We start from the raw sequence: 16507 nt of genomic DNA on the forward strand, positions 1-16507 counted from the left end.
TTTGTTAGATGTATGACGTTATTCCTTATTTAGTACTTTTTTCTTGGCCTTTAATTGCAATTTTAGCTTATCTAAAGCTAGATACTGTAAACGCTACCTTCGTTACAATTGTAGGCGGTTATTTCATTTTACCGTTAAAAGCAGGATTAGACCTTCCATTACTTCCACCACTTGATAAGGATAGTATTCCTAATATTAGTGCTCTTATTTCAATCCTTATTCTTAAAAAGAAAAAGTTTCACTTTTTTACCCAATACCGTTGGCTAAAAGTTGTCATTGGCATTGTTGTCGCTATCCCGTTCATTAATGTGTTCTTCAATCTTTCACCAATATTTAATGGTGCATTTTGGTTACCATCGCTCACTCTCCACGATGGATTCTCTAACTCTTTGTTAGCATACCTGCGTATTCTTCCATTTATTATCGCAGTGAATATTACACAATCGAATAAAGACGTTTTTAGGCTTTTCCAATTGTTGATATGGTCCTTATTGATTTATGCTCCGTTGGTACTTCTTGAACTTAGGCTAAGTCCTCAGCTTCATAATTGGGTGTATGGCTATCATCCACATTCTTTCGCTCAGCAAATACGAGATGGCGGCTTCAGAGCTGTTGTTTTCTTGGGGCATGGCCTTTTAACTTCTAATATTTATCTGGCTGGCTTTATCGCCTTATCAATTCTATATAAAGCAAAGGTATTCTTTATAAACCAAAGGGTGAATTTAGCGCTTTTGTTGCTGTTTTTTATATTTATCATTTTATTGAAGTCTGTGTCTGCCATTGTCATGGCATTGCTGTGTGCAATAATGGCATTTTCTTTCAGAAGCCCCTTACGTTTCTTAGCCAGCAATGTATTAGTTTCAGTTGTTATTCTTTATCCTTATATATCCTTTTTCGGGTTGCTTCCTTACGAAATTATTAACGATTACTTAATAGGGTTTAACGCTGAACGTGCGCAATCGTTATATTTCCGGTTTTCAAACGAAACAATTCTTTTAGACTATTTAGGAAATAACTTTCTTATTGGAAACGGTGGCTCTCGGATGATGTTGTATAACACTATAGTAGATGGCACATGGATTGCCTGGACTATGAGCTTTGGCGTTATTTACGCAACACTTAACTTCCTGCTTTTTTCAGGAGTCACTTATATCAACAAGCATAAAGATTCTGTACAAATGAAGCTGAATTCACTCTTTGGTTTATTTCCAGCAATAATGATGATCGATCAAATTCCAAATTCATCTTTAACACATTCTTGGATGTGGTTGTTTGGGGGAGCGATTCTCATAGCTAGCTTGAAAAAATAAACCCTGTAATTACTTCACGTAATATTTTTAATGAGTATTGAGTTTAAAGTAACTTTAACGGTGTAATTAGGCTGAAAATAGTGTAAAAGTATACGTATAGGTTAAAAGTATAATTTAAAATAAACCAGCTTCGTGTTAAGGGACTAATATGAAAAACATAGCAAAAGCTATCGACGTTGTTGACTCACCACGCCATGCATTAACACTAGTCAGTGACCTGTTCGCCAAAAAAGGTATAAGCGTTGTTTCATTTGTAAATGCGCACGCATGTTTAATGGCACAACAAAAAACAGAGTTCTCCCAAGCTTTAATGAAATCAAACCTAGTTTTTCGTGATGGGATCGGCGTTAAATTAATGATGAAAGCTTACTCTCTTCCTTTTGGTTTTAATGCTAACGGTACCGACCTTATTCCCAGAATTTTAAGCCAGCATAACGAAAAGCGCGTAATGTGCGTTGGTACCGCGGAACCATACCTTTCTAAAGCCGTTGAAAAGTTGAAGTCTCAAAACATAAACATAGTTTGTGCAATTGACGGTTTTCAATCAAATCAAGATGTGTTTTCAAAAATTAATGAAGTGCAACCCGATATTATATTGTTGGGTATGGGGATGCCAAAACAAGAGGTTTTTTGTGAAGAATTTAAAGCATCGGGGTATGAAGGTTCAGCTGTACTAATATGTGGCGGTGCCATTCTCGATTTTTATGCAGAGCGCTTTCCTCGTGCACCTAAAATACTTAGAAACCTCGGAATGGAGTGGTGCTATAGGTTATTTAAGGAGCCGAGAAGGTTATTTAAGCGTTATGTTTTGGGCATTCCTATGTTCCTATTTGCAGTAATGCTTTCAGAAAATGAGAACCAAGATTTGTAATTAAATGCGCTTCGAAAAAAGAAACGTTGGATAGCAGTAAATAATGAAAATAACGTATTTTGTAAACCATTACCCAAAAGTCAGCCACACTTTTATCCGTAACGAAATTCAAGGCCTTGAAGAGCTAGGTGTTGTTGTTGATAGGGTAGCTATTCATAAAGATGGTGAAATAGCTGAAAATAATCCAGATTTTCAAGAAAAAAATAAAACACATTATTTATTGGAAGTAGGGAAGTTAAAAATAATCCAAACTCTTTTTCTTGTTGGATTATTCTCAATCAAAAATTTCTTCAACTGCTTTTTGTTATCGCTAAGGCTAGGTTGGAATTCTGATACAGGTGTTATAAAAAGCTTGTTTTACTTAGCGGAAGGTATGTTGCTAGCAAGTCAGGTCACGAAAGAAAAAAGCGATCATATTCATGCTCATTTTGGGACAAACTCTACCGATATAGCTATGTATGCATCAATGCTAACTGATATTCCATTTAGTTTCACTGTTCATGGTCCTGAAGAGTTTGATCGCCCATACGGAATTAATTTAAAAGAAAAAATTGAACGTGCCAGTTTAGTGTTTGCAATAACTAAGTATTGCCAAAGCCAGCTATACCGATGGGTAGATTATAAGCATTGGGCCAAAATAAAAATTGTGCATTGTGGCCTTGGAGATATATTCTTCAATCGTGAAGTAGATACGATTGAACGCTCTACTAACAATGATGCACTACAGCTGCTGTGTATCGGTAGGCTTTGTGAACAAAAAGGCCCAATGCTACTTTTAGAAGCTCTGCCAGATTTAATTAAATCTGGAATACCTCTTCACTTGACGTTCGCTGGCGACGGCGAATTACGTAGTGATATGGAATCCTTCATCTCACAACATCAATTAGGCCAACATGTAACAATAACAGGGTGGGTCGATTCCAAAACCATCAGAGAACTTTTAACAAGTGCATCTTTAATGGTATTGCCAAGTTTTGCTGAAGGGCTTCCAGTCGCTATCATGGAAGCCTTGGCCTTAAAGGTACCTGTGTTAACAACTCATATCAATGGAATTCCAGAGTTGATAGAAGATGGCGAGTCAGGATTGTTAATTGTGCCAGGTTGTAAAAATGCTATATCCGATGGCATAAAACGATTTAGCCAATTACCTCATAACGAAGTGTCAAAATTGACAAATGAAGGTTTTAGAAGGGTTAAACTAGAACATTCTTCAGCTAAAGAAAGCGAAAAAGTCAAAACCTTTGTAGGGGAATTAAGGAAGTGTTGATACTTTTCATTGGACTAATTGTTGGCGTACCCATTTTCGTTATATCTTGCTTTCTAGCAGTAGAGTTAATAGTAGGTGCTATCAGTTATCGTGAGTTTGAAAACACTACAACGTTACCTTCTAACGATAGTCATAATATAAAAAGTGCGATACTAATACCTGCCCATAACGAAGAAGATACAATTGGTGAGACACTTGCACAGTTAAATAGTCATAAAACAGAAAATGATGTCGTTGTCGTTGTTGCAGATAATTGCACGGATAATACAAGAATGATCTGTGAATCGTTTGGAGTTCAGGTAACTGAACGGTTTAATGATGTCAAAAAAGGCAAAGGGTATGCGTTACAGCACGGTAAAGATTGGGTTTGTGAAAACTTAGATGTAGATGTGGTAATTATTTTTGACGCAGATTGTTTTTTTACTGATGACAGCTTAGAAAGGCTGAAAAAAATTACATATGATAGAAAGCAAGTTTGCCAGGCGCGATACTTAATGCAATCCAAGCATGGTTCACCGAAAACGTTAGTGCCACAGTTTACATGGTGGGTTAAAAACGCTATCAGGGCAGTTGGGCTAAAAGTATTGGCTGGAACTGCACATATTCAAGGCTCAGGTATCGCCTTTCCAATTGATATATTCAAAGGGCTCGAATTTGCTTCTGGTTCAATAGTTGAAGATTTAGAGCTTGGAATAAACCTTTCTTTAACAGGCAAACCAGTTCATTTTTGCCAAGAAGCACAAGTCGAAAGCTATTTTCCTGAAAATCAGAAGGGGTTGGATGAGCAACGGAACCGCTGGGAACATGGCCATTTGGCAACAATCACCAAAGTTCCAGCACAACTACTTAAATGCGCGGTACGCAGGGACCTCAGGTCATTCTTTCTTTTGTTGGATACCGCGGTTCCACCTCTGGTGAGTCTTTTTATTCTTCAAGCTTTGCTACTTTGCTTAGGTTTTACCCTGTATGTAATGTTTACAATTAAAACATTGTTCTTGCTTTGTTTTTTTTCTTTCTTACTTACTCTTTTAGTCGTGTTTTTTGTTTGGGTATTCAGGGGGCAGAAGTTAATTGGAGTTAAGGACTTCTCGTTGCTTTTAGGCTTTTGCTTTTCTAAATTCTCTGTTTACAAACGCTTTGTAATCGGTCAAACGGCTAACTGGGATAAAACTACTAGAGATAAAGTTCAAAAAGAAAACGAAGGAAATTAAAAAACCATGAACTCATTGTTTGGATACTTTGACAAAACACTCATTCTAAACTTGCCAGAAAGAAGTGATCGTAGACTAGCCTTAAATAAAGAGTTTAATTTTTTAGGAGTATCATTAACTAAAAATAAAATTGAATTTTTTGAAGGGCACAAGCCGAGTCAATGGGATGGTTGGCCTACTCAAGGTGCTAAAGGTAGCTTAATTAGCCATATGAACTTGCTCAAAAAAGCTTTGAATGATGGCTGTGAAAAAATCATCATGCTTGAAGATGATTTAACTCTAACGAGTAATTTCGAGGAAGTAAGCGAGTGGCTAGTGCCTAAACTAGAAACTTTTGAATGGGATGTATTAATGGGTGGTACATGCAACATGAAGGAGTGTAAAACTTCGTACGCAATATCAGAAATCAGTCATACGGATGCAACAATCGGGTCTCATTTTGTTATGTATAAAAAAAGCTTTTTCGAGCCTTTTGTAGAATATTTAGACTTAGTTAGGCAGCGAGAGTCAGGTCATGTGGAAGGAGGAGCTATGTATTACGATGCTGCCTTTAATATGTTTCGAATGAGAAACCCTCATTTAAAAACTAAAGTAGTAAATCCATACTTGGGTTATCAGCGTTCTTCTAGAAGCGATATAACTCCAAAACTGTTTGACAGGCTTACGTGTCTTGAACCAGTGATGAATGTAATGCGGCGGTTTAAATCTTAGGCGTAAATAGTGTGATATAGATAACCAACTTTTATTTAAAGCGTTTTACGGCTGTCTATCTCACTCTTTAAAAATCAGTTAACTTTCTCTAAAACGAAGGCATTTACACTTCCATCAGATATGCTGTCTGAAAATTCATTGGAATCGGGTATGTTAATATTAAGGTTTGTTTTTACAAAGCGAGTCCGTTCCGAATCAAGGTTAGTCGACATGTAAGTACCCTTGAACCCCCATTTTTCTGTAATTTTCCATTTCCCTTGCGGCAGTTTAACGTGGACCGTGTCGTTGATGTTATCGTTTTGAGAAACATGGCGGTCAATAACAATTACTGTCAGCTTTTTATTGTTAAGAAACGGGTAGATGTCTTGCTCCGGCATGTTGTTCAAGCTGTCTCTTCTACCTATCGAAGGTAAACTTTGAGTTCTCACTTCGAGAGGATTAACCTGGAGTAGACTACCGAGTCCACTACCTTCGTTATTGATAAACGATAAGATCTCCCAAGCAGTGTGGGCATTGCCGCCCTGATACCATTTCTGATGTGAACTCCAGAAGTCACCCCGTGCAAACTTAAAAAAGGTTTGAATTTCATATCCTGCGCGAAGCTGAGTTAAAAATGTATCTGCTGTCGCTGTTGCCGCAGCTACACTTTTCATTACTTTTTCTTGTTCTGCATACTGCTTTTGACTTACTTTCGCGTTATTTAAACCATTCATCTGATAACCCGGCCCAGCTTCATAGGTGCCCATTATTAATGACGATTGATTTTTTTTGATTAAATTTGCTGCTCTGCTCATATGTTCTTTAGCACGTCTTGCAGCAACTTGCGGCGCAGATGATAAGATAGAATTATAGCTTGCAATATTATCGGCAACTAAGGGCTCATCTTGATCCCAACCACCTATATATTCGGCAACAGTAATGATATTTGAAGAGGGCGACATAGCCGCTGCTACTTGGCCGTAATTATTGATTGCCCATCCGCCGATAGCTACTTTTATTTTGTTGCTTGCATACTTCCAGTAAGGGCTGGAAGACAGAATGCCTAATATATATTCCTGATATAAACCGTAAACTTGGGCCGCGCTATATCTCGTATTGTTTTTTGCATCGGTCATGGGTTTAAATGTCCAAGGGCTAAACATTGAATTCCAAGTTTCGTTTCCAAGTTCAAGGATAATACTGTCGAAGGAGTCTATGAATGGTTTTGGTCTACCCTGTTGAAAACGCTTATAAGCCCAAGGTTTAGAAGATTTAGAATCGACTCCTGGCTCATAAGGAGCTGCTATATATTCCAGTAAACCAAGCCATTCTTCACTACTAAAGTGTGGTTCAATTTGAAGCCATGGATTTACGTTTGCTTTTTCAAAATTATCAAGTGTTTGTACAAGAGTATTGCCATATGAAGTTGTGGCTAAACCGGCGCTATTAGTAATCTGTTCAAGATTGTAAGTGTTAAAAAACGTTTTAATGAAGCCGTGGGTCCTTAGGTATTTCAGACCTGATTTTTTCAATTCAGACAGATCTTCTGGAAGAAACGCTTGATAGGCCGCGTCGTCCCGATACAGTTGGAAATTATCTATATTTACTCTTCCTTCACCCTCCACCGTAAGCTTAATTATTCGTGGCTTTTTGTCTTTATAGAGCTCGGGGGTAGTAAATAGTATTTCGTGTTTGGTCCATTTTGATGTTAACGCTAGTGACTTACTCTCGTTAGGCAGGTGAATGGTTGCTGTTAAATTAGAGTCGCCTCTTAACCATACACTGAATACATAGTTTTTTAATGGATTCAGTACTTCATACCATTTTTGCTGTGTGCCAGAGTAGTTATATTTCCCCACGGTAAGCGGCCCATTTTTTTCCACTTGTGCAGCCAGATACGTTTCACCACTCGCTGTTACAGGGGAAGTAGATTGGTGCTTTTCTAGACTCCACTTAGCAGCGCCTTCATCATTACTAAAAGTAGACAAGAGCTGTTGCCTAAATGCTCTCTCAGTATTGAAATCTTCCCAGACACGATTGCTTATAAGTTGCTGTCTATCTATTTGATAGAATTTTTTTCGGAGTATTATCAAATCACCCGCTTTAACATTTAGTGAGTTGTCTTTAATAGTTATATAAAACCCATTGTGATTTTTTGGCGAATAATCTGAGCGATATATAGCATACGCTTTAGCGCCCCGAACACCGTCCCATTTTAAAATCTTTCTACCCTGATTAGATGAAGTTATTCGAACATTCGATGGCGCGCTTATTGTGGAGGATTCGATTTCTACCTTTAGTTTCTCTGCTTCTTTTAAGTTGAGTAAAGGTTCTCGGTGCTCTGTTGGGATATTTACTACAAACGAAGATGGGGCGGAGAGCCTATTTTGCGAGTCTATTGTTTTGACCATGTAGTAATATGGGGCGTTTAGTTTTGACGGTTTTGGAATAGATAGATCGAATTCTAACGTGGTAGAGGGGATAACCCGGTGGTTAAGTTGCTGCCACCATCCGCTAGCTTTATGTCCACCTTCACTTATAAAAGATTTCCCTACACTTATAAACTGCTCGCTATCTATACGCAAAATTTCTACTTCTGCGTTATCTAAAGCACCTTCTTTCCACGAGTCGTAGTGAGTAATATGGTTTTTATTTAAGTAAATTCGACTATTAATAACTTTGCTCACTAAAAACTGTGTACGAAAAACAGTGGGCTCAAAAGAGCCACCGCCAGAGAGCTTGGCACCGTTTCCAAATTTATCAATAGTGGCAGAAAATGCTGAAACGTCTTTCCTGACAATATTCTCTTTTATTTCAAACGTTGCACAGAAAGCGCTAAAACTTACTATTTTGCATAAAAGTAATATTAAGATATTTGTCGTGTTAAATTTATGCATATCCTTACCTATTTGAGGTTTTAAACATGTAACGAGATAGAATGACAGGCTAATGTCACTACAATCTGGTAGGTAACGAAAAACCTTAAATACAACTGTGCTCGACAGAGGAAATATAAAATCTAATGCAACAATTCGCTACTTCTTTAAAAAATACAGCTTTAAGTCTGGCTTGAAAGCCTAGAGTAAATTAAGAGTAAAGTTTCAGCATTAAAAGAGCCCAGTGCTGTAGATATGTGCTGTTTTAATATTAATTCAACATGTTGGTGTTTTACTAAATATCTAGAAAACTACATGTCTGCTTCTTATTAGCTAAAAGGTAACGACGTGACACAGTCAACCTATAAATTGAATGTGGAGATTACCGAGCGCTAAAAGTTGTGCCAATAAGTGGAAAGTTAACTATAGAGCTTACAAATACATACGTTAAAGAATTTTCTTTCACTGCTGAAAATGGTGGTTTATTGCCGCAAGTGTTAAGCTGCAACACTCTTACTCTTAAAGATTCTGACTTAGTTACTTATTATCGACCGATGAACACTAGACTTTGATATACAAGATTGAATTAACACTCAGTTTATAATAGATGTGAAATTATAAATTTTTGCGGCATTTCAAATGCTACTTTCAGTTCAACTTATATAGTCTTTACTATTAGTGTCGATTTTTCGCTCTATTATGTGCCGTATATTCGAGTAAAGTTTTTTTGCGTATTTAAGCAAATATGTATACACAGATTGGCCGATAATTCCAATGATTACTCCAATACTGATTCTCAGTAAATCGATATGCCAAGATGCGGTATAGCTATCAATGGGGGCCCTAGGGTGAAGCATATAAATAAATAAACTTGAATTCCTTATTCGTTGAACAACTGGGATACAGAACTTAGGTATCATGATCTTGTCAATCCACAACGCTATTACTCCACCAACCATAACGCTCAAGACTCTGGGCCAGTCATCGAAGTAGAAAACAATAGGGAGTATTAACAACAAAATAGTCATTAGGTTTTTCCCCAGTGAGGTTTTAGTGCGTGCAATAGAAGCCCCTAAAGCAAACAACCAGAATGCATAGGAAAACTGTTCGCCATTTAGTTGTGCTTGGTGGCCCCAACCAAGCGAACTATCTAAGACTCTCAAGGTGCAAGCAATAAATAGTAATATGTAGACGTAAAAATTTGGATTTTCAGAAGCCCAAAATCTAATCTTAGGAATTAATAAAGGGAAAGAAAACACTAATAGAGATTGCAATAAAGCCTGAATGAACCAAATACCAAAAGGACTATGATGATCCGTACCGCCAATGTTATTGCCAATTAATAAAATGTTTGTGATATCAATGTGGTTGCCTTTTAATAAATTATATCCAACGATTACTAACCAAAAAGGCACCAAGACTTTCAGTATGAAGGCTGGCAAAAAGTAGAATATCGATTCATTAAGTTGTTTTTTTAATCTAAATTTTGAGTGGCTATAGCCAGCTAACAATAGCAGTAATGCTGCGCCGCCCCTCAATGGTTCAATCCCCGCATGGAATATAACAACACACAAAGTTGCCCAAGCACGCATTACGATAATAGTATCGAGCATAGACGATTTAACTATTCGATTATGTGTATTGTTACGCATTACGTCTTCCCTGACTGTCCAATTGATTTCTCGTTTATAGTCTATTTGATTTTGTATGAGGTGAAAAGCCCCATGACGAAAGTATGACACTATAAGAGTTACAGTAGTAGTGTAATCGGGTCGTAAAGCTGTATGCAAATTAGGGGGCAAAGCACTTGGCATTTATATGGTTACCGATGAGGGTTAATTAGGATACGGCCCGCAAAGATCAACGATGGAATGGTCTCCTCCCTCAAACGAAACCCCAATGTGCCAAACTTGGGATTGAGCTTTCAAGTTAATAAGGAGAGGAGACCAAGGTGAAGATTACAACGGTTGGGCTGGATTTAGCACAAAGCTTGAGTCACGTGGTGTGCTGTAATCGGGCAGGCAAAATTGTTCGCAAAAAGATGCTAAGACGAAGCCAGATACTGCATTTTTTAGTGCGCTTTCACCTTGCCTGGTAGGTATTGAGTCATGTGTCTGCGCACATTAATGGGCAAGAGAAATGGCGAAGCATGGGCATCAGGTAAAGCCGTATGTAATGTACGAGGCAATAAAACAGATTTCAATGACGCTTTGGCTATCACCGAAACGGTAGTGCGCCCTGAGGTACAGTTTGTGCGGACGAAAAATTCAAACCCGGCAGGACATTCATACCTTACATGTAATGCGGAAGAAGAGTGAGCGGGATAGAACCGTCAACAGCAATGAAGTTCGAGGATTACTCAATGGGTATGGAGTAGTGCTTCCAGTAGGCATAAGCCATGTTTATAAATCGCAGCCTGAGTTGTTTGACCGGAGGTAGAAAATGGTTTGAGTGATTTATTCACTGCACTGTTGGAACGTCGCTATTAGAAGCTTGTAGCGCTAGGTGAACATCTAGACTACTGTATACAGCAAATTAAACAATTAAGCCATCACGAAGTGTGTAAGCGCCTACAGTGTATTCTCGGAGTGGGGCTAATTATCGCCAGTGCCCTTTATCAACATGTCGGCAATGGCAGCGGGTTTAAGAATGGCCGGGCGGGGTCTGCGTCGTTGGGACTTGTTAATCGATCCAACTAATAGGCGGCGAAATAGATCCACTTTGACTTGATTTTTCCCCTCAAACTACTGTTCAACTAAACCGGAGATTTGAAATGTACTGTCCACTTCCTCATTCGAATGGGCGATTCCAATCGAGCCATTGCTGACAGTGGTATTGCTGGTCGCAATAAAGTTAAAGCGATTAAGCGTATTGCATGGAAACATGGCTGGCTTGAATTGGATAGCGAGCTACCTGATGACACACAACTGGCCACTGTCTTTGGCGAGATACCACCCAACCAAACGACAACGTCACCTGTAGCATTTTATGCTGATAAACTGAAAAAGTAGTATCAAGATGGTGTACAGGGCTTCACTGTCCGCAATATCCTTCGCTTTAACATCTAATGCGAGCGTCAATTTAACCACCCGAATTTTAAATTCCAGTGAATATTCAACGACCCGTTTTGCACCTACCTGATATTTGGTTAGGTGTCTACTTTCATAGGGGCAACTCTCCAGCGACCGTTGGGAGCTGTTTAATGGCCTTGTTAGGTATTATTGCTAGACAACAACGGTGCGAGCCTTTGTTTGAATAACTGGCTTTTCATCGAAATCGACAAAACAGCTTTATTTTGGAGCATTGTAAGAAAAATGCCAGCGCCAAACAAAAAGGCCGTTTTAGTAAGAAAAAGACCCATATCCCCCGCTGGGTTTGGTGCTAAATACTTCCATACATAAAACGCAAAAATGTGCCACAAGTAAACCCATAGAGAATTTGACGAAAGCCAAGTTACCATATTAATCATTTGTTTATTTACTAAATTTAGCTTAGTCATGAAAAGATAAACCATGGTCAGTGCAAAAAACGCGTACGAAAGATAATAAATTGTTGGCGGGTATTTGAAATTTTGGGTGGCAACGAATGAGCCTGTCTCAGTGTATTTAAAATAAGCCAAAGTTAAGAAAAGAAAAAAAGAAAACAAAGAGCAAGCAAGAATATTCACTCTTGTCAAACTAGCCATTCTAAAAGAAAAGAAATACAATATTGAATATGGCAATAAAATAAAAAAAACTGAATTAAATAAGGTGTAGGCTACACCCGACAAATAAGGCTGCACCATGTGATTTAATAGCTCATAACCGCAATATATTGCTATCAAACCACCAAAGTAGTGTAAATTATTTTTAACGCGATTGTTTAAATATACCGCCAAAGGGGTTAGCAATGATAACATTAAATAAATTTTAAAAACCCAAACAAAGCCAATCCCCCCCATAAAAAGATAAGAACCAAGTATTTGATTTTGGCTAAAAGGATATTCTTTACCACTAGCTTCAGATACCCCAACATAAAAAAGAAAGAAAAATGTAAGAAATATCCATGCAGGAATTATCAACCTTTTAAGTCGCTTAAAATAAAACGCCTTAATATCAACTAATGTTGATGAAAAAATCAATGCATATGTAAGGCCTGATCCAACAACCAGTAACGGAGTTCCGAAGTTCCTTAGCTGAAATAACCAACCAGGTGGTGATGCATGAGCAATCATTATGATTAGCAACCCTACCAACCTTATTAAGTCATAATTCAGGTTTCGTTCTTTTTTCATCTAGTAGAGCTTCCTTGATATACCTAACTTTTAAATAAGAGGCGCAGGGCATAATGGCGAATCCGCCTAGCGTGTATGCGTCCCTGCGAGATAATTGGACTCCCCCGTACTTAGGGTTTAGGGTAATATTTTTGTTACCATACAAAAGAATATTAAAGAAAGTCCTGAGTATGTATCATACTAAAGTAGGCGTGGATTTAGCAAAAAATATAATTCAGGTTTGCACACTACACGGAAAAAAAGTTACGTCTAATATAGCTTTGAGTACCGATGAATTTTCACTTTGGTTAGCTAAATCTAAATCTAAACCTAAACCTGTCACTGGAGCGTTTTAAGCTTGCTCTACTTCAAATTACTGGTATCAACAAGGGTTTAAAGCTTGTCATGATGCTCGACTAATTGTTGCTAAATTGGTTAAAGCTGTTAGGCAATACCAAAAAACAGATGAGAATGATGCATTGGCAATCGCACAGACCTTATTTTTACTTGAAGTGTCTTTTATGAACGGTATGAGTGTTGAGCAACAACAATTCCAATCAATTCAACGATTACGCGAGTTAGCAATTATAGCAGGTGTCAGTAGTCCACCAATGTTCGATCTCTCCATCTTCTTTAGTGTGTGCTTGGCATTAAAACGTACGTTGCAGCTACAAAAAGTTTAAATTATGCACAAAAACTAAGCCGAACGCTTAACTAACGCCATTATGATACCTAGCAGACTTCTTCTCTTTCCGCTGGTTCCAGTAAAGCTGCGTCATTAGCTTCAAGTGAGCCAGTAAGTGGGAATATGAAATAGTTACATATTTAAATTTATGTACGAAATTTCCCCCACGGCATGCGAAGCAACTGTATTTTTATATCCTTTTTGCTCCAGCAGTGCCTTTAGCTCATCGCGGGTTTCGCATTGTTCGTGTTTCGCCAGGGCGATAGCTTCAATTAAGCAAGAAAGGTGAACTGAAGATTGTGTTTCCATTATGATAACTTCTCTTGTCTGTTTTTGTTTTTTCACTTTGTGTTCGCTTCGCTACAAAGGAGTGGCAGTCATATAGCTTTTGTATGACTAATAAAGGTATGTGGTTCACAAATGATATGTGAATACAATAAGTGTAGGTAAACGCCATCTATTATTTTCAGAATAATGTATTACTACTTTAGTATTGTTTTACGCCTACATTTTGTGATTTACTTCACCCGAAAGTTCAAAGCAATATTAGCAAAAAATTCAAAAGAGTGACTGGTGAGCAGAACGCGTTACAACCACTTTGTGATGTGTCCACTCAATTAATCGCCTAAAAATAATAACTTTTCTCAGACAGTTTTTGTCACTGTCTCTTCAGGCTTGCGCGTACCTTGTACGAATTTTTATGACTGATTTTTACAGGCCATCATAAACAAACTACACACTCATACTCAGGAATTATCACTATGCAACAAGCAAAACATGGAGTCATGGCTTTTAAGCTTTCAATAATTGCAAGCGCAGTGGCAGGAACTGCCTTTTCTTCTTCATTACTTGCTCAGCAGCAGTCTGCCCTTGAAGCAGACATTGAGCAAATTCAAATTGTAGGCTCTCGCCGGGTTGGCCGTACTGTCAATGACTCTCCCGTTCCTATTGATATTATTGATGCGTCTTCGATAGAAGCAACGGGCCTAACTGAAACCAACATGATTTTAAATCAGTTACTGCCTAGCTTTAACTTTCCTCAACCGTCTATTACCGACGGCACAGACCACGTTCGCCCGGCCCAACTTCGCGGTCTAGCGCCAGATCACACGCTGGTGCTGGTAAACGGAAAGCGTCGTCATACTTCCGCGCTGCTTAACCTTAACGGTTCGGTTGGCCGTGGTTCTTCTGCGGTAGATTTGAATGCTATTCCAGCAAATGCGATTAAACGTATTGAAGTTTTGCGCGACGGTGCTGCGGCGCAATACGGGTCAGACGCTATCGCCGGCGTAATTAATATTGTGTTGAAAGACGCGGTCGAAGGTGGCGAAGTGTCGGCAACTTACGGCGCAAACGTAACAACGATGGACGGTGTACCAAACCTTGAAGGGGTAAGCATTGGCGCTGACGGCAATTTAGCCTTTGAAGAAGGCAGTGACCGAGAGGTAACCGACGGTCAAACCTTTACCCTTCGCGGTAACATGGGGTTTGAGTGGGGCGATGACGGCTTTGTTAATGTTTCAGCAGAATACCGTGACCGCGGCCAGGCAAATCGTGCTGACTACGATCAGCGAGAAAACTATGCCCGCGATGCAGAGGGTAATCTAGACCCACGTGAACTCACCGTAAACCGCTACAACCATGTTTACGGCAACGGCGAGGTAGAAGACTACGCGCTGTTTATTAACGCAGGTAAAGCGCTAACTGACAGCGTTGAGTTTTATACTACTGCTGGCTATAGCACGCGAGACTCTCTTGGTAGTGGTTTTTACCGTCGTGCACAAGACTCACGCAATATCGTTGAGATTTATGAAGATGGCTTCTTACCTTCTATTCAAACCGATATTACCGATATGTCGCTTATCGCTGGAATTAAAGGCTATGGGGATGTCTGGAATTACGACCTATCGTTAACTCACGGTGGTAACGAACTAGAATACGGCGTAGTTAACACACTTAATACGTCACTTGGCCCAACAAGCCAGACCGAATTCGACGCGGGTACCCTTGAATATGATACGACTATAATCAACGCAGACGCGTCTCGTCTTGTCGATACAGGGCTGTTTTACAGTGAAATGAACTTTGCGATGGGCGCAGAATACCGTCATGAAAGCTACGAAATAACTGCTGGTGAAGAAAACTCTTACATTCAAGGTACCTTCGGGCCAGGTGGAGCTTTGACAGACCCGGTTGATGGGCCATTTGGCGCCGCTGGCTCTCAGGTATTCCCTGGCTTTACCCCAGAGTCTGCAGGTGACAATAGCCGTCACAACTACAGCTTTTATGTTGATTTAGAAGCTGATGTGGTTGAGAACTGGAATGTAGCGGTGGCTGGTCGCTATGAAGATTATTCTGACTTTGGCAGCACGTTTAACTGGAAAATGTCGCACCGTGTAACGCTAAGCGATGCTTTTGCCCTTCGTGCGTCGGTATCAACAGGCTTTAGAGCGCCGTCTCTTCAGCAGCAGTTCTTTACCTCTATTGCCACTGTTTTTGTTGATGGAGAACCGACAGAAACCGGTACGTTCGCCCCATCAAGCGATGTAGCGCAAGCCTTAGGTAGCCCAGGCCTAGATGCGGAAGAGTCTAATAACTACAGCGCAGGTTTCACCTACTCACCAAATGCCGACTTCAACTTGACCGTAGATTTCTACCGCATTGATATCGACGACCGTATTGTGTTGTCGAATAACCTATCTGGTGACGCGATAGAGGCCTTGCTAGAGGGTACTGGTGCAAACCGTGCACGCTTCTTCCTAAACGCTATCAACTCGCGCACTGAAGGTGTCGACATCGTGTCTACTTACACCTTGAATACGGCAGATTACGGTGCGTTTAACTTTAATGCGGGTGCGAACTTTAATGACAACGAAGTGACAGACATTCTAGATGCGCCTGACGTGCTGCAAAATGCTGGGTTCGACCAAGACAACCTGTTCAGCGATGTGGAGCTTCGACGTTTTGAAACAGCGTCACCAGACAGCAAATTGAACTTAGGTGTTACGTGGAATTACGACCGTTATACAACAACATTACGTACCACGCGTTACGGTGAAGTGGAGGACCCGTCGTCCATTGAAGCACGCAACGAAATTATTCCATCAGAATGGATAACCGACTTGGATGTTCGCATTGCGCTAACAGAAGGGCTAACGGTTTCTGTAGGTGCTAACAATATCTTTGATGTATACCCAGAACCAACCCGAGATTTGGTAGATGATGTAACTACATTCTCTCGTTTATTTTCATATTCTGGCTTCTCGCCTTACGGTTTTACTGGCCGTTTCGTTTACGGAAAAGTGTCTTATAGCTTTTAATTAAGGCGTAATAATACGGCTTGAA

The 16507-nt window shown here is 39.5% G+C and carries 12 protein-coding genes and 1 pseudogene; 9 read left to right on the forward strand and 4 right to left on the reverse strand.

What is annotated here, in order from left to right:
- Positions 1–8 precede the first annotated feature (8 nt).
- The 5 genes from ACXAFM_RS16305 (at position 9) to ACXAFM_RS16325 (ending at position 5370) form a co-directional block, all read left to right on the forward strand.
- A complete protein-coding gene (locus ACXAFM_RS16305) occupies positions 9–1310 on the forward strand; it encodes a hypothetical protein (RefSeq protein ID WP_474835290.1) in 1302 nt (433 codons plus the stop codon).
- A 274-nt stretch (positions 1311–1584) separates the two neighbouring features.
- The gene (locus tag ACXAFM_RS16310; RefSeq protein ID WP_474835291.1) at positions 1585–2181 is read left to right on the forward strand and encodes a WecB/TagA/CpsF family glycosyltransferase; all 597 of its coding nucleotides are present in this window, start codon (positions 1585–1587) and stop codon (positions 2179–2181) included.
- A 43-nt stretch (positions 2182–2224) separates the two neighbouring features.
- On the forward strand, positions 2225–3448 hold the full coding sequence (locus tag ACXAFM_RS16315) for a glycosyltransferase family 4 protein (RefSeq protein WP_474835293.1): 1224 nt from the start codon (positions 2225–2227) through the stop codon (positions 3446–3448).
- A complete protein-coding gene (locus ACXAFM_RS16320) occupies positions 3442–4659 on the forward strand; it encodes a glycosyltransferase family 2 protein (protein ID WP_474835295.1) in 1218 nt (405 codons plus the stop codon). Before ACXAFM_RS16315 ends, ACXAFM_RS16320 begins: the two co-directional genes overlap by 7 nt.
- Before the next feature lie 6 nt (positions 4660–4665).
- The gene (locus ACXAFM_RS16325; RefSeq protein ID WP_474835297.1) at positions 4666–5370 is read left to right on the forward strand and encodes a glycosyltransferase family 25 protein; all 705 of its coding nucleotides are present in this window, start codon (positions 4666–4668) and stop codon (positions 5368–5370) included.
- Positions 5371–5444: 74 nt separating this feature from the next.
- Here the strand turns inward: ACXAFM_RS16325 and ACXAFM_RS16330 are convergent, their stop codons facing one another.
- Both ACXAFM_RS16330 and ACXAFM_RS16335 read right to left on the reverse strand, forming a co-directional pair.
- Entirely contained in the window at positions 5445–8246 is a 2802-nt protein-coding gene (locus tag ACXAFM_RS16330; protein ID WP_474835299.1) for a hypothetical protein, read from the reverse strand.
- Positions 8247–8878: 632 nt separating this feature from the next.
- Positions 8879–9877, reverse strand: a complete 999-nt coding sequence (locus ACXAFM_RS16335; protein WP_474835300.1) for an acyltransferase family protein — start codon at positions 9875–9877, stop codon at positions 8879–8881.
- Positions 9878–10333: 456 nt separating this feature from the next.
- On the opposite strand from ACXAFM_RS16335, the gene ACXAFM_RS16340 reads away from it, so the two are divergent.
- Positions 10334–10543, forward strand: a complete 210-nt coding sequence (locus tag ACXAFM_RS16340) for a hypothetical protein (RefSeq protein ID WP_474835302.1) — start codon at positions 10334–10336, stop codon at positions 10541–10543.
- Positions 10544–10993: 450 nt separating this feature from the next.
- Positions 10994–11236: a hypothetical protein gene (locus ACXAFM_RS16345; protein ID WP_474835304.1), complete on the forward strand. Its 243-nt coding sequence runs from the start codon at positions 10994–10996 to the stop codon at positions 11234–11236.
- A gap of 200 nt (positions 11237–11436) precedes the next feature.
- Here the strand turns inward: ACXAFM_RS16345 and ACXAFM_RS16350 are convergent, their stop codons facing one another.
- Positions 11437–12498 carry an acyltransferase family protein gene (locus ACXAFM_RS16350; RefSeq protein WP_474835306.1) on the reverse strand — a complete coding sequence of 354 codons (1062 nt, stop codon included), beginning with the start codon at positions 12496–12498 and terminating at the stop codon, positions 11437–11439.
- Between the two features lie 170 nt (positions 12499–12668).
- Here ACXAFM_RS16350 and ACXAFM_RS16355 point away from each other — a divergent pair.
- Positions 12669–13064, forward strand: a pseudogene (locus ACXAFM_RS16355) (IS110 family transposase); the annotation flags it as partial.
- A 230-nt stretch (positions 13065–13294) separates the two neighbouring features.
- On the opposite strand, the gene ACXAFM_RS16360 reads toward ACXAFM_RS16355, so the two are convergent.
- Entirely contained in the window at positions 13295–13507 is a 213-nt protein-coding gene (locus tag ACXAFM_RS16360; protein WP_474835308.1) for a hypothetical protein, read from the reverse strand.
- Between the two features lie 416 nt (positions 13508–13923).
- On the opposite strand from ACXAFM_RS16360, the gene ACXAFM_RS16365 reads away from it, so the two are divergent.
- Entirely contained in the window at positions 13924–16482 is a 2559-nt protein-coding gene (locus ACXAFM_RS16365; protein WP_474835310.1) for a TonB-dependent receptor plug domain-containing protein, read from the forward strand.
- Positions 16483–16507: the final 25 nt, after the last annotated feature.

It is taken from the genome of Alteromonas sp. ABD4_190 (assembly GCF_056160105.1).

Excerpts from the sequence above, each read along its gene's own strand:
- ACXAFM_RS16305 (WP_474835290.1), top strand. The coding sequence starts at position 9 with ATGTATGACGTTATTCCTTATTTAGTACTTTTTTCTTGGCCTTTAATT.
- ACXAFM_RS16310 (WP_474835291.1), top strand. The coding sequence starts at position 1,585 with ATGGCACAACAAAAAACAGAGTTCTCCCAAGCTTTAATGAAATCAAAC.
- ACXAFM_RS16315 (WP_474835293.1), top strand. The coding sequence starts at position 2,225 with ATGAAAATAACGTATTTTGTAAACCATTACCCAAAAGTCAGCCACACT.
- ACXAFM_RS16325 (WP_474835297.1), top strand. The coding sequence starts at position 4,666 with ATGAACTCATTGTTTGGATACTTTGACAAAACACTCATTCTAAACTTG.
- ACXAFM_RS16330 (WP_474835299.1), bottom strand. The coding sequence starts at position 8,246 with ATGCATAAATTTAACACGACAAATATCTTAATATTACTTTTATGCAAA.
- ACXAFM_RS16335 (WP_474835300.1), bottom strand. The coding sequence starts at position 9,877 with ATGCGTAACAATACACATAATCGAATAGTTAAATCGTCTATGCTCGAT.
- ACXAFM_RS16340 (WP_474835302.1), top strand. The coding sequence starts at position 10,334 with ATGTGTCTGCGCACATTAATGGGCAAGAGAAATGGCGAAGCATGGGCA.
- ACXAFM_RS16350 (WP_474835306.1), bottom strand. The coding sequence starts at position 12,498 with ATGAAAAAAGAACGAAACCTGAATTATGACTTAATAAGGTTGGTAGGG.
- ACXAFM_RS16365 (WP_474835310.1), top strand. The coding sequence starts at position 13,924 with ATGCAACAAGCAAAACATGGAGTCATGGCTTTTAAGCTTTCAATAATT.